Consider the following 13,817-nt stretch of genomic DNA (forward strand, 5'->3'; position numbering starts at 1 on the left):
CATCTGATTTTACTAAAAATAAGACCTTCTGACAAGGCAAAAGGTCTACTCAACTTTTGATTCTATAAATTCCTGGTATCTCCTATGTATCGTAGCTTTAGAAATAAGATAACCTAAGCCTCTAAGCGTTGCGGCAATTTCTGAAAAAGTCATGTTATTATTTCTCATCCTAACAATTTCTTCAATAGGAACATCAATTTTATCCCTGCCTGAAGATTCTCCGAGATTTCTTAAGTTATGTTGAGGTTGATATCCTCGTTCAACCGCTCGTTTCATTCCACGCTTAATTTTAACGTTATGAAGCTTTCGTTGATATTCCTCCACCATACTGACAATCTGTAGAACCATTGAGTCAGATTCAGATAATTGTAATTCGCCATTATGGGTTATGCAATAGAGCTTTATATTTTCCTTTAGGATGCAATGTAGGAGAGCAATCTTTGCATTGCCTCGCCCAAGACGTGTTTCATCCTGAATTAACAAAGCCTTGACATGGTTATCTTTTATTCGATCTAATACCTGTAGTATGCCCTCACGATCAAAATCATAGCCACTCGCTTGTTCTTTAATAATCGTATCAATTTCGAATTGATGTTGTTTTGCCAATTGAATTAATTCTTCTTCCTGACGTTCCAATGAGGTTTCCTGGGTTTCTTTATTTGTGCTAACACGACAATAAATAATTGCTTTCATATATATATTACCTAACCTAACTAATTTCCCGGAGCACTTGCTAGTTCCGTTGTGGAGGAAGAGTCTTCTCTACTGACAGGGATGATGATTTCTTCACCAGGAAAGATTTGATCATTTACGATTTTGTTATGTTTTTTAACCCATCCTACAAATTCTTTATTCGATAATGAATGCTGTGTAGAATATTGGTCAGAGATTTTCCATAAGGAATCCCCTTCAGAGATTGTTACCTTTATAAACTGATCCTCTTCATTTGAATGATACTGGAAGGATAGAATGATAGCAATTGAACAGCTTAACAGAATAAGAGTAATGGCATAGGAGTATTGGTTCCATAAATTTTTCATATAATTACACCTCTAATAAGAATATATGTTCCCTTTTGTTATTTTTATTATAGTACGAACGTTTGTTTGTTGTCAACTTCATTTTCGAACTTATGTTTGTATAAAAAAGGCGAACATGCTATAATAAAGACAACATTAACCAGGCGAGGTGCATTTTATGGTAAAAATATCAAAGCGGCAGCAGGATATCTTGGATTTCATTAAAGAAGAGGTCAAGAGTAAAGGTTATCCTCCTTCTGTTAGAGAAATCGGCGAAGCTGTTGGACTTGCATCCAGCTCTACTGTTCACGGTCACTTAGCAAGACTAGAAAGCAAAGGTCTCATTAGACGGGATCCGACAAAGCCAAGAGCCATTGAGATATTAGAAGCGGACGAAGCTGCACATATTCCGAGGAATAAAGTTGTCAACGTACCTGTAGTTGGGAAAGTTACTGCAGGCTTACCAATTACAGCGATCGAAAATGTCGAGGAGTACTTCCCGCTTCCAGAAAGCATGGCACCAGCTGATGAACATGTATTTATGCTAGAAATTATGGGTGAAAGTATGATAGAAGCAGGAATTCTTGACGGAGATTATGTCATTGTAAAACAACAGCCAACAGCTAATAATGGTGATATTGTTGTAGCCATGACAGAGGAAGACGAAGCAACTTGTAAAAGATTTTTTAAAGAAAAGGATTACATCCGTTTGCAACCAGAAAATTCTACAATGGAACCTATTATTCTACGGAATGTCTCCATTTTAGGAAAAGTAATAGGTGTTTACCGACATATCCACTGAAAAATAGGAGCTGTCACCAACTTGGTGCAGCTCTTTTTGTTTGTCTATGTTAAAGCATATGATATTTGACATGCCTGTTGATTGGAGCGGAAGGCGCGAAGACTCCTGCGGGAGTAGCGGTCACGGGAGACCCCGCAGGAGTGAGCGACGAGGAGGCTCCCGGAACGCCCGCGGAAAGCGAAGTGTCTGGAGCGGAAATCAACAGATAATAGTAACAGGTCATTACGTTCAATATATTGGGAAAAATTTCAATTAAATACATTATTATGTTCAATATATTGAAAATTCAGTATATTTACTCATGATATTAGTACAGCACTTTAATATAATAGTAATACACCAAGATTTACCTTAGGTCCAAAAAATAAACGGCTTAAGGAGTGTGAGAAACAGTGTTATGGGACATTATTTTCTCTGTAGCAATTGGTGGATTGGTTGGGGTTGTTGGACATGTTCGGAAACACGGTAAAATCATTATGCCTAGGAAAACAAAAAAATTCATTTATCTGGGTTTCCTAGAAGAATTGCTTCTAGGCGCGGTCGCCTCTCTTCTCCTCGTTCTATACACAGAACCTAATTCATTGGTAGAAATCATTGTTTTTTCAATCATTGCTGGCATCGGCGGTGATACAGTCCTTAATAGATTTAAAATGTTAAACCAGGAAGGTGAGAAATAAGGATAATAAAAAACCTTAGCAGCCAATAAAGCGCTAAGGTTTTTTATTTTTAGTACATGCTCATGTACTGATCGCGTTCCCATTGGTGAACGACTGTACGGAACATATCCCATTCAATTTCTTTTGCTTCTACAAAGTGTTCGAAGATGTGCTCTCCAAGACCAGATACAATTACTTCGTTAGACTTTAGTTGGTCTAGTGCTTGAGCTAGTGTTGCTGGAAGATCAATGATACCTTCTTCAATTCTTTCTTCCTTGCTCATAACATAGATGTTACGGTCTACTGGAGCTGGAGGAGTCAATTTATTTTTAATTCCGTCAAGACCAGCTTTTAGAAGCACAGCCATCGCCAGGTATGGGTTTGCTGCTGGGTCAACGCTACGTACTTCTACGCGAGTACTTAATCCACGTGATGCTGGAATACGAATTAATGGTGAACGGTTTCTTGCAGACCACGCTACATAACAAGGTGCTTCGTAACCAGGAACAAGACGCTTATAAGAGTTTACAGTTGGATTAGTTACAGCTGTAAAGCTTGGTGCGTGCTTCAGAATACCCGCAATAAATTGACGAGCTGTATCGCTCATTTCTAGATCACCAGTTGGCTCGTAGAATGCATTTTGACCATTTGTAAATAATGATAGGTTCATGTGCATTCCTGATCCATTTACACCGAATAATGGCTTAGGCATGAAAGTCGCGTGTAAACCATGCTTACGTGCAATTGTTTTAACTACAAGCTTGAATGTTTGGATTTGGTCGCATGCTGTTAATGCATCAGCATATTTAAAGTCGATTTCGTGCTGTCCTGGAGCTACTTCATGGTGTGATGCTTCGATTTCAAAGCCCATTTCTTCTAGCTCAAGAACGATATCACGACGGCAGTTTTCACCTAAATCTGTTGGAGCTAAGTCAAAATAGCCACCTTGGTCGTTTAATTCTAATGTTGGTTCACCATTTTGGTCTAATTTAAATAAGAAGAATTCAGGTTCAGGTCCTAGGTTGAAGTTAGTGAATCCTAACTCTTCCATTTCTTTTAATACTCTTCTTAAGTTATTTCGTGGGTCACCTTCGAATGGTTTTCCTTCTGGAGTATAGATATCACAGATTAAACGAGCTACTTTTCCTTTTTCAGCTGTCCAAGGGAAAACAACCCAAGTGCTTAAATCTGGATATAATAGCATATCAGATTCTTCAATACGTACAAAACCTTCGATAGATGAACCATCAAACATCATTTTGTTATCAAGTGCTTTTTCTAATTGGCTAATTGGAATCTCCACGTTTTTAATGGTTCCAAGAATATCCGTAAATTGAAGACGGATAAATTTCACGTTTTCTTCTTTTGCCAGTCGTTGAATATCTTCTCTTGAATACTTTGCCATTTTAATACCCCCAATTTTTTTAAAAAGAAATTAGTAGATTTTAATGGAAGAACCGAGACATATCGCCATGACGCAATGTGGATCGATTGTTTCTTCCTGAATGAATCATTTCGTTGCGAAGTAGCTTTCTGAGTTGGTCATCTGTAAGTTCTCGTTTGACTTTCTCAGTTTGCTTTTCTAGTGTTTCTGCTTGCTGCTGTTTAACCGCAAAGAGTTGTTTAATTCCCGCCATGTTGACTCCCTGATCAATTAGATCCTTGATTTCTAGAAGCCTATCAATATCGTTAAGGCTAAACAGACGCCTGTTTCCCTCGGTTCTTGCTGGAGAAATCAATTGGTGCTCTTCATAATAGCGGATTTGCCTAGCTGTAAGCTCCGTTAGTTGCATGACAGTTCCGATGGGAAACAGTGGCATGGAACGGCGAATTTCCTTTCCACTCACCAAATTTCTCCTCCCTTTTGTTAAATCATATTGCTATTATATTTCGTGTTAGATTTATTGTCAATCATATGTAAGGTTTTCTTACATGGTTTTTTCAAAATGAAATAGGACAACTAACCGTTGTCCTATTTTCCCCTAACTCAATTCAATTAATCCTTTTTCAATTAAATGGTCAACAGCAAGACACACGGCCATCTTCACGTGGGCATACGTTAATCCCCCTTGAACATATGCCACATACGGTGGTCGGATTGGACCATCTGCTGTTAATTCAATACTGGCGCCTTGGATAAACGTACCCGCTGCCATAATGACATCATCCTCATATCCTGGCATATAACTTGCGTACGGTGTAACATAAGAATTTATCGGCGAAGCAAATTGAATCGCCTGGCAGAAAGCAACCATTTTATCACGATCATCAAACTGAACAGATTGGATTAAGTCTGTCCTGTTCGCATTCCACTTCGGTGAAGAATTCATACCTAACTCCTCTAACATTGCAGCAGTAAAAACCGCGCCTTTCAACGCTTGCCCCACTACATGCGGTGCAAGGAAGAACCCTTGGTACATTTCTTGAAGGCTATAAAGAGAAGCACCGGCCTCAGCACCAATTCCAGGTGAGGTCATCCGATAAGAACATGCCTCCACCCATTGTTTTTTTCCAACAATATAGCCACCCGTCTTCACAATCCCGCCGCCAGGATTCTTAATGAGAGAACCCGCCATCAGGTCCGCTCCCACGTGGCAAGGTTCCATTTCCTCCACGAACTCCCCATAACAGTTATCAACAAATACAACGACATCTGGTTTGATTTCTTTTACAAAACGTATCATTTCCCCGATTTCCGCAACCGTAAATGACGGTCTTGTTGCATACCCTTTTGAGCGCTGAATGCCGATCATTTTAGTATTCGGTTTGATTTTATCGGCAATAGCCGTCCAATCCATTCCACCCTCATCAGTAAGTGCCACGCTATCATAGGAAATTCCAAATTCTTTTAATGACCCTACTCCATTTCCACGAAGCCCGACTATTTCTTCTAACGTATCATATGGTTTGCCGGTTATATAAAGGAGTTCATCGCCTGGACGGAGAACACCAAATAAAGCAATCGAAATCGCATGTGTGCCTGAAATAATTTGTGGGCGAACAAGCCCGGCTTCACCGCCAAATACATCTGCATACACTAATTCAAGGGTATCTCTGCCAATATCATCATATCCATAACCCGTCGATGGGATAAAATGCGAATCGCCGACCCGATGTTTTTGGAAGCTTCTTAATACAGCAAATTGATTCGTTTCAATTCGTTCATCAATTTGTTTATGTACCTCAGCAATTTGTTGTTCCACTCTTTTAACAATCGGCTGAAGCTTTTCCCCACTTTTTAACTGTTGAAACATGTTGTTACTCCTATCTATTGTTGAAATTTCTGCAATTGTCCGGTGATTTGATGGTCCTGAAGTGAATACCCTTTGCAGCGGTACAATTGGTTTTCTTCATTAAAGGATAGCTCTCTTAAAATCGTCTCATTTTTCAATTGAGAAAGCAACTTTCCTTCTGTTGAAGGCACCTCCACCTCGTACGGTTCCATTCGTTCCACCACCATCTTCTCAATTCTCTCTTTTAAGTGCTGACGATCTTCTTGATTAAAAGCACTTATAAAAGCTGTCGGTGTATTGGCTGTTGGAACGAAGTCAGGATGTTGAATATCCTTTTTATTATAAACGGTCAGTTGCGGGATATCTTTAATATCTAAATCATCCAGCAGTTTTTTTACTGTTTTTTCATGTTGAAAATAATCCGGATTGGACATATCAACCACATGGAGCAGCAAGTCTGCTTCTTTTACTTCTTCTAGAGTGGAACGGAATGCCGCGATAAGGGTGGTTGGTAAGTCTTGAATAAATCCAACCGTATCCGTAATTAATGCTAAGAATCCACTTGGTAAAATTAATTTTCTGGTCATCGGATCAAGCGTAGCGAATAATTGATTCTCCTCGTACGACTCCGCCTCGGATAAGCGATTAAACAATGTTGATTTTCCTGCATTGGTATAGCCAACAATCGCTACCTGAAAGGTTTTATTCTTCTTTCTTCTTTCTCGGTACCGATCGCGGTGCTGAACGATGACTGAAAGCTGACCTTTGATATCGTCAATTCTTCTGCGAATATGACGGCGGTCTGATTCTAGTTTTGTTTCACCGGGTCCTCTTGTTCCAATCCCTGCACCCAACCGTGATAATGCGGTCCCTTGACCTGCTAGACGCGGAAGAAGGTACTGCAGCTGGGCAAGTTCTACTTGTAATTTCCCTTCTTTGGAACGAGCCCGTTGTGCAAAGATATCTAAAATGAGCTGTGTTCGATCAATAATCCGCGCTTCTATTTCTGCACCGAGGTTTCTTTTTTGACTCGGTGATAGTTCATCATTAAAGATCACTACATCTGCTTCAAGTTCCTCAACTAATGCATTTAGTTCTTCTACTTTTCCTTTGCCAATATATGTAGCCGAATGAACGCGGTCCCGTTTTTGAACAACTGAGACGAGCACTTCACCTTGAGCAGTTTCCGTTAATGCCGCTAGTTCTTCCATAGAATATTGAAATCGTGAATCCTCGTCTTTATTTGTTTGACAGCCAACGAGAATTACTTTTTCCTTTGTTTCCTTTTGTTCCACAAGGCATCCTTCCTTCCTTAAAAGGCTCTACCATTCATCATAACAAAAAACGCTTGCATACTCTAATTTTCCCTTTTGTTTACGATATTAAAATACTTGTTGTAATTTTCTATTATCATGATAAAATTTTAATGTTTGCTTTTCACTTTATTTTACTATTATCATGATGATTTTCTTAAAAATAGACATCGAGGAGAAATCGAAGCACAATGACATGGGAAGTTTTGAGTATGATTGGCACAATTGCCTTCGCTATTAGTGGCGCCATTGTGGCCATGGAAGAGGAATACGACATTTTAGGCGTTTATATTTTAGGAATTGTTACCGCTTTCGGAGGAGGGGCAATTCGAAATCTGTTAATTGGCGTTCCCGTATCCGCTTTATGGGAACAAGGATTATTTTTTCAAATTGCGTTGCTATCCATTACCGCTGTCTTCTTATTTCCAAGCAATTTACTTAGGCATTGGCAAAAATGGGGAAACTTTTTCGATGCCATCGGTCTATCCGCCTTTGCTATTCAAGGGGCCATCTATGCTGCAAAAATGAATCATCCGCTTAGCGCCGTAATTGTCGCTGCTGTATTAACCGGTATTGGTGGCGGAATTATCCGTGATTTATTGGCAGGTAGAAAACCGATTGTTCTTCGGTCAGAAATTTATGCGGTTTGGGCGATCCTTGCAGGACTTATCATTGGCCTTAAATTAGCAGTGGATTCATGGGAACTGTATTCGTTATTTGGTCTTGTTACCATTTTGAGAGTACTCTCCTACACCTTCGATTGGAAACTTCCATCAAGGAATCTTGGGACGCACTAAAATTAGAAAAGCGCTGGAGCTGGACATAAAAAAAATCGACGGATTCTACATTCCGCCGTTTTTTTTTATTAATCTTCATCAAACACCAGATCATTACTTCTTAGAGTCATTAATTCGTGTCTGTCATAGCTATTTAGCATCAGTAGCCTCATCGCTTGTGCCCGTACAGATTTCTCTATGACATTACGAACATATCTCCCGTTTGAAAAACTATTGGGATTTAGGACAGACTTTACCCAAATAAGATGATCCCTTAGTTTTTTCTCGGCCTCGTGACTTAGATTGTATTCCCTTTCTTCTAACATTCTTCCTGCAATTTCCATCAATTGCTTGATATTGTAGTCAGGGAAATCAATTACTAAAGGAAAACGAGAGTGAAGACCAGGGTTGAGTGTCAGAAAGTAATCCATTTCTCTGGAATATCCGGCAAGAATAAGGATAAACTCATGCTGTTTATCCTCCATATGCTTTACCAGTGTATCGATGGCTTCCTTTCCAAAATCCTTTTCCCCGCCACGCCCTAAGGAATAGGCTTCATCAATAAACAAAATTCCACCTTGTGCCTTCTTAATTAAATCTCTTGTCTTTTGAGCTGTATGCCCAATATACTCTCCTACAAGGTCCGCTCGTTCTGCCTCGATTAAATGTCCCTTTGTAAGAACAGACATTTTTTGAAATAGCTTTCCAATCAGCCTCGCAACTGTTGTTTTGCCGGTTCCCGGATTCCCTTTGAACATCATATGGAGAGCTTGTTTTCTAGCTTTCAGGCCCATTTCTTCCCGTTTCTTGTTCACATAAATCCACGCATAAATTTCTTTTATCATTCGCTTCATTTCTTCCATACCAACCAAAGCCACTAGCTCCTCTTCTATTTCCTTTAAAGCCGTGTGCTCAGGGGGAATGATCTTTGGAACAACTTGGAATTCTGGCGCCTCTTTTGTTAACGTTTTTTTCTTTTGTGAATTGAGGACAACGCTTATTTGGCCGTTACTTTTCATGCGAAATGGTTGATCCAAAGCTTTCACCTCTCATTCTGCAGACAGTATACTTAAAGTAGCTATGACTACTTTGAATTTATTTGTCATAAATTCGGATCACTTTATCTACAAAGGAAAGCATAATCCTTCATTTCTATGTGTATTCACGACCTATCGCTTTCATTAAAAAAGTTTTCTCTTTATCCCTGAAAAAACAAAAAGAGCCCGTATATGGACTCTATTTTGAGAAAATAAGTTATTGTTGGTTTTCTAAATCCAACTGTACATTTCTTTGTGGCGCAAAAGTGGAAATTGCATGCTTAAATACTAACTGCTGCTTACCTTCTGATTCAAACAAAACCGTAAAATTATCAAAGCCCTTAATTTGTCCTCTTAATTGAAACCCATTTAATAAAAACACCGTAACATGCATATTGTCCTTACGGCATTGATTTAAAAATTGGTCTTGAATATTGATTGTCGTTTTCATTTGTATATCCTCCTCTTTTATCTCTACTAATATGTATTCGATTTTACTTGTAGCTTTCCTTCAACATATTGTGAAATTTCGGCTATTTTTTTTGAGAAATTATTCACATTACTCATATCAAACCATTCTACCTTCATTTTGTTACGAAACCAAGTCAATTGCCTTTTCGCATACCTTCGGGAATTTTGCTTTAAATTTTCTACCGCTTCATTGAGTGTGACTTTTCCATCCAAATATTCATAAATTTCTTTGTAACCAATGGCTTGGATGGATTGACACTCACGCAGCCCCTGTTGATATAAGGCTTTTACTTCCGGTAGGAGACCTTCATCCATCATCATATCTACCCGTAAATTTATGCGTTCATACAGCTGGTCCCGATCCATGGTTAAGCCCACTATTGCTGTATTGTACAACAAATCTGGTTGCTGATGACTTTGGTATTCTTGCATCGTCTTCCCGGTCAGGTGATAAATTTCCAGCGCTCGAATGACCCGTCTTACATTATTGGGATGTATTTGAGCAGCACTTCCGGGATCTATCTCCTTCAATTCTTCGTGAAGTGCTTCATTTCCTACTTCTTTGACTCTTTCCTCCAACTGAAGACGATAGGCTTCATCTCCCGAAACATCGGAAAATTGATAATCATAGATGACCGACTGAATGTATAAGCCGGTTCCTCCAACAATAATCGGAAGTTTCCCCTTTTTATCAATCTCAGCTATTTTAGCCCTAACCAGTTCTTGAAATTCAGCAACGGAAAAACTTTCAAAGGGCTCCTTAATATCAATAAGATGGTGTGGAATGTATTCCATTTCCTCTTTTGTTATTTTAGCAGTCCCAACGTCCATTCCACGGTAGATTTGCATCGAATCCCCACTGATAATTTCACCATTATACCGTTTCGCCATTTCAATACTCAACTTTGTTTTCCCTACAGCGGTTGGACCGATGATTACCAGTACATTTTGTTTCGCATTCAATATTTTCACACTGCCTTATTTCGTTTTAATTGAAAACAGGTTTCATTTTTCTGCTTTCACCCTTACATCGTAACACAATTTTAAAAAGCAGTTGAACATCAAATAAGTATTAACAAAAAAAACCTTTTCTATGCGTTTTTGATCATGAAATTATCATATCCAAATTTCTTCCAAAGATGAAAGATACTTCTTGTAACTTTACAAATGGATAACGGTTTATTTACAAACAGCATTTTACCCCCACATTCATGTTAGGCTTAATCGTAGTTTATTATTGAATAAAACTAAGGAATAAGGTGAAAATATGCTTTCTAACTTTGATATAGGTATTGATTTAGGAACAGCTAATATATTGGTTTATAGTAAAAACAAAGGAATTGTACTTAATGAGCCCTCCGTTGTGGCCATAGATACAGAAACGAAAAATGTGGTAGCAGTTGGGCTTGAGGCAAAAGAGATGATAGGTAAGACACCAGAAAAAGTCGTGACCATCCGTCCTTTAAAGGATGGCGTTATTGCTGACTTTGATGTCACTACTGATATGCTAAAGCATGTCATGCGTAAGGCAACTAAAAAAATGGGCTACGGTTTCCGTAAACCGAATGTAGTGGTTTGTATTCCATCTGGGTCTACAAGTGTAGAACGCCGAGCAATCCAGGATGCCGTTCGAAATGCCGGGGCCAAGAAAATTTCTCTGATTGAAGAACCTGTTGCGGCAGCGATTGGAGCAGGAATGCCTGTAGATGAACCTGTCGCAAACGTGGTTGTCGATATCGGCGGTGGTAATACTGAGGTTGCCATTATTTCGTTTGGCGGTGTGGTTGCCTGTCATTCGATTAAGGTCGGCGGTGACCGTCTCGATGATGATATTATTCAATTTGTTCGTAAGGAATACAATGTACTAATTGGAGAAAGAACAGCAGAAAGAATTAAAATGGAAATTGGTTATGCTTTGGTTGATCATGAAGAACGCTTCATGGATATCCGCGGTCGTGACTTGGTGTCGGGTTTACCAAAAACTATTAATCTTTCATCCTATCAAGTTCAAAATGCTCTAAGAGAGGCTCTTCTTCATATTTTAGAAGCAATCCGTGCGACACTTGAAGACTGCCCTGCTGAGCTTAGTGGTGATATTGTTGACCGTGGCGTAATTTTAACTGGCGGTGGCTCACTTTTAAATGGTATGGAGGAATGGTTAAGCAAGGAAATCGTTGTTCCTGTACAGCTTTCTTCAGATCCACTTGAATGTGTTGTAATTGGAACAGGTAAAGCTCTTCAGTATATGAGTAAGTTGCAAGCAGCGATTAGATAGGCATTTATAGGCAATAGGCTGCGGGATTTGTCCTGCAGCCTATTGTTGTTAATATAGAAATTTAATCCATATTTTGTAGGAAAACTTGAAATTTTGTAGAATTCCTCTGATTTCATGTAGAATTATTGTGAATTTGTGTAGAATTCCTCCTATTTTGTGTAGAATTATTATGAATTTGTGTAGAATTCCTCCGTTTTTGTGTAGAATTCCATTCATCTTGATAGCAATCCCACCCATAAAAAAGAACACCCCCATAAAGGAATGTTCTTTTCACCATTACATAACCCGTTTAAACATTTTTTCCATCTCATAAACCGAATAATGGACAATGATCGGCCTTCCATGCGGACAGGTAAATGGATCTGATGCTTTTCTCAGGTCATCGAGCAGGGCTTGGATTTCATCATTCCGTAAATGACGATTGGCTTTAATCGAAGCTTTACAGCTCATCATTATCGCTGCTTCTTCACGCAGCTTTTTAATATCTACCTTCTTCATGGATAATAGCTGTTCAATCATGTCTTCAATGATTTGTTTTTCTTCCCCTTTAGGGAGCCACTGAGGATGAGAACGGACGATAAAACTATTCATCCCAAATTCCTCAAGAAAAACCCCCACTTTTTCCAATTCCTGTTGATGTTCGGTGATTTTCATATATTCATCTGTTGAATATTCAAAAGTTAACGGAACGAGCATTTCCTGCAATTCCGGTTCCACCTGTCCCACTTTTTCACGGAAATATTCATATTTCATCCGTTCCTGGGCCGCGTGCTGGTCAATGATATACAAGCCATTTTCATTTTGAGCAAAAATGTAGGTACCGTGCATTTGACCGATTGGATATAAGCGCGGCACACGGCTTGCTGATGGATTGCTTTCAGTTGAAATTGGTTTATCTTCAAAGGTAACCTCAGTCGATTCAATCGTTTCAGGTAATTCTTCTGATTCCTCAACTCCACCACTAACACGTGAATTCTCATAACCAGCAGAGAAAGGATTAACCGATTCCCAACCTAATGATTCCCCCACTCTCTCAGATAGCAGCGGTTCTTTGCTAAAATGACTCGCTTCAATCGCATGAGACTCATTAACTCTTTCAAATGGAGCACTCCATTGCTTTTGAACATTCATAGGTTCACTTTCGGGTATTGTTCCTTCATCCAACACGAAGGCTGTTTGCTCAGACTTCTGTACTTCTTTCTTAACAGGCGTGTAGGCTGTTGGAATTAATATCTTAGATTTGAACACCTCTTTAATCATTGATGTTACCAGTTCATTTAACTCCGCTTCCTTACTTATGCGGACCTCCATTTTTGAAGGATGAACATTCACATCTACAAGCAATGGATCCATCTCTATGTTTAGTAGAACAATTGGAAATCGTCCAATAGGAAGTAGGGTATGATAGCCCTCCTGAATGGCTTTCGCCAACGGATAGTTTTTAATAAACCGTCCATTAATCATTGTTGAGATATAGTTTCTCGAAGCCCTTGTAACCTCCGGCATCGAAGCAAATCCACTAATTTTGTAATCGAGTGAGGTACCTGAAATAGGAACTAACTGCTTAGCAATGACTAATCCATAAATGGAGGCCAGCACTTGACGAACATCACCGTTTCCATTCGTTTGCAGCAGTTTCCTTTCGTTATGAATCAAACGGAAGGCTACTTCTGGATGAGAAAGAGCAAGGCGGTTGACAACATCTGTAATATTACCGAGCTCTGTATGAATGGTCTTCATATATTTAAGCCGTGCAGGCGTATTGAAAAATAAATCGGTAATGATGAGGTCCGTTCCCCGTCTACTCGACGTTTTTTCAAACACTTCAACCTTGCCGCCCTCAATAACTACCCGGTTTCCGGCACCTTCACCAGTCGAGGTCTTCATTTCAAGCCGTGAAACAGAGGCTATACTTGGCAGGGCTTCCCCTCGGAATCCAAGCGTACGGATACGAAACAGATCATTTTCATTTTTTATTTTACTGGTGGCGTGACGTTGAAAGGCAATTAAAACATCCTCTTCGTCAATCCCATGACCATTATCAGTAATTCGAATCTTTGCCAATCCTGCTTCTTCTACCTCAATTTCAATCACGGTACTACCAGCATCAATCGCATTTTCTACAAGCTCTTTTACAACAGAGGCGGGGCGTTCGACTACTTCTCCCGCCGCAATCTTATTGGATAGGGCGTCATCTAATTGAATAATCTTCCCCATACAGTTCGCCTCCTTTTC

The 13,817-nt window shown here is 39.4% G+C and carries 14 protein-coding genes; 4 read left to right on the top strand and 10 right to left on the bottom strand.

The genetic code is table 11. The annotated features are described in order from the left end of the window. Window positions 1–45: 45 nt before the first annotated feature. Window positions 46–693, bottom strand: a complete 648-nt coding sequence (locus RCG25_RS17390) for a YneB family resolvase-like protein (RefSeq protein WP_308080081.1) — start codon at window positions 691–693, stop codon at window positions 46–48. A 20-nt stretch (window positions 694–713) separates the two neighbouring features. Further along, a complete protein-coding gene (locus RCG25_RS17395) occupies window positions 714–1,040 on the bottom strand; it encodes a cell division suppressor protein YneA (protein WP_308080083.1) in 327 nt (108 codons plus the stop codon). Between the two features lie 157 nt (window positions 1,041–1,197). Here RCG25_RS17395 and lexA point away from each other — a divergent pair, with 157 nt between their 5' ends. Together lexA and RCG25_RS17405 are read left to right on the top strand one after the other, a co-directional pair. After that, window positions 1,198–1,821: a transcriptional repressor LexA gene (lexA, locus tag RCG25_RS17400; RefSeq protein ID WP_308080084.1), complete on the top strand. Its 624-nt coding sequence runs from the start codon at window positions 1,198–1,200 to the stop codon at window positions 1,819–1,821. A 392-nt stretch (window positions 1,822–2,213) separates the two neighbouring features. Further along, entirely contained in the window at window positions 2,214–2,498 is a 285-nt protein-coding gene (locus tag RCG25_RS17405; RefSeq protein WP_308080085.1) for a DUF4257 domain-containing protein, read from the top strand. Between the two features lie 49 nt (window positions 2,499–2,547). On the opposite strand, the gene glnA is transcribed toward RCG25_RS17405, so the two are convergent. The 4 genes from glnA to hflX all read right to left on the bottom strand — a co-directional run bounded on the left by glnA (window position 2,548) and on the right by hflX (window position 7,005). Then, a complete protein-coding gene (gene glnA, locus RCG25_RS17410; protein ID WP_308080086.1) occupies window positions 2,548–3,882 on the bottom strand; it encodes a type I glutamate--ammonia ligase in 1,335 nt (444 codons plus the stop codon). 40 nt (window positions 3,883–3,922) lie between these two features. Beyond that, window positions 3,923–4,324 (bottom strand): MerR family transcriptional regulator, encoded by a 402-nt coding sequence (locus RCG25_RS17415; protein WP_308080087.1) that lies wholly within the window; start codon window positions 4,322–4,324, stop codon window positions 3,923–3,925. A 135-nt stretch (window positions 4,325–4,459) separates the two neighbouring features. Next, window positions 4,460–5,731 (bottom strand): methionine gamma-lyase family protein, encoded by a 1,272-nt coding sequence (locus tag RCG25_RS17420; RefSeq protein WP_308080088.1) that lies wholly within the window; start codon window positions 5,729–5,731, stop codon window positions 4,460–4,462. 14 nt (window positions 5,732–5,745) lie between these two features. After that, a complete protein-coding gene (hflX, locus tag RCG25_RS17425; protein ID WP_308080089.1) occupies window positions 5,746–7,005 on the bottom strand; it encodes a GTPase HflX in 1,260 nt (419 codons plus the stop codon). Between the two features lie 209 nt (window positions 7,006–7,214). Here hflX and RCG25_RS17430 point away from each other — a divergent pair, with 209 nt between their 5' ends. Then, window positions 7,215–7,820 (top strand): trimeric intracellular cation channel family protein, encoded by a 606-nt coding sequence (locus RCG25_RS17430; protein ID WP_308080090.1) that lies wholly within the window; start codon window positions 7,215–7,217, stop codon window positions 7,818–7,820. A gap of 68 nt (window positions 7,821–7,888) precedes the next feature. On the opposite strand, the gene spoVK is transcribed toward RCG25_RS17430, so the two are convergent. The 3 genes from spoVK to miaA form a co-directional block, all read right to left on the bottom strand. Continuing rightward, window positions 7,889–8,836 (bottom strand): stage V sporulation protein K, encoded by a 948-nt coding sequence (gene spoVK, locus RCG25_RS17435; RefSeq protein WP_308080091.1) that lies wholly within the window; start codon window positions 8,834–8,836, stop codon window positions 7,889–7,891. A gap of 217 nt (window positions 8,837–9,053) precedes the next feature. Beyond that, window positions 9,054–9,287 carry an RNA chaperone Hfq gene (gene hfq, locus RCG25_RS17440; protein WP_308080092.1) on the bottom strand — a complete coding sequence of 78 codons (234 nt, stop codon included), beginning with the start codon at window positions 9,285–9,287 and terminating at the stop codon, window positions 9,054–9,056. Window positions 9,288–9,313: 26 nt separating this feature from the next. Next, window positions 9,314–10,270 carry a tRNA (adenosine(37)-N6)-dimethylallyltransferase MiaA gene (miaA, locus tag RCG25_RS17445; RefSeq protein ID WP_308080093.1) on the bottom strand — a complete coding sequence of 319 codons (957 nt, stop codon included), beginning with the start codon at window positions 10,268–10,270 and terminating at the stop codon, window positions 9,314–9,316. A gap of 304 nt (window positions 10,271–10,574) precedes the next feature. Between miaA and mreBH the strand changes: the two genes are divergently transcribed. Then, window positions 10,575–11,582, top strand: coding sequence for a rod-share determining protein MreBH (gene mreBH / locus RCG25_RS17450; RefSeq protein ID WP_308080094.1), 1,008 nt, complete (start codon window positions 10,575–10,577; stop codon window positions 11,580–11,582). A gap of 276 nt (window positions 11,583–11,858) precedes the next feature. Here mreBH and mutL read toward each other — a convergent pair whose 3' ends face one another. After that, the gene (gene mutL / locus RCG25_RS17455) at window positions 11,859–13,799 is read right to left on the bottom strand and encodes a DNA mismatch repair endonuclease MutL (RefSeq protein ID WP_308080095.1); all 1,941 of its coding nucleotides are present in this window, start codon (window positions 13,797–13,799) and stop codon (window positions 11,859–11,861) included. Between the last annotated feature and the right edge of the window lie 18 nt (window positions 13,800–13,817).

The sequence above is a fragment of the Neobacillus sp. PS2-9 genome, from assembly GCF_030915525.1.
Taxonomy (GTDB): Bacteria; Bacillota; Bacilli; order Bacillales; family Cytobacillaceae; genus Neobacillus.

Coding starts and splice junctions, on each gene's coding strand:
- RCG25_RS17420 (WP_308080088.1), bottom strand. CDS start 5,731: ATGTTTCAACAGTTAAAAAGTGGGGAAAAGCTTCAGCCGATTGTTAAA.
- hfq (WP_308080092.1), bottom strand. CDS start 9,287: ATGAAAACGACAATCAATATTCAAGACCAATTTTTAAATCAATGCCGT.
- glnA (WP_308080086.1), bottom strand. CDS start 3,882: ATGGCAAAGTATTCAAGAGAAGATATTCAACGACTGGCAAAAGAAGAA.
- RCG25_RS17390 (WP_308080081.1), bottom strand. CDS start 693: ATGAAAGCAATTATTTATTGTCGTGTTAGCACAAATAAAGAAACCCAG.
- lexA (WP_308080084.1), top strand. CDS start 1,198: ATGGTAAAAATATCAAAGCGGCAGCAGGATATCTTGGATTTCATTAAA.
- mreBH (WP_308080094.1), top strand. CDS start 10,575: ATGCTTTCTAACTTTGATATAGGTATTGATTTAGGAACAGCTAATATA.
- RCG25_RS17430 (WP_308080090.1), top strand. CDS start 7,215: ATGACATGGGAAGTTTTGAGTATGATTGGCACAATTGCCTTCGCTATT.
- RCG25_RS17395 (WP_308080083.1), bottom strand. CDS start 1,040: ATGAAAAATTTATGGAACCAATACTCCTATGCCATTACTCTTATTCTG.
- mutL (WP_308080095.1), bottom strand. CDS start 13,799: ATGGGGAAGATTATTCAATTAGATGACGCCCTATCCAATAAGATTGCG.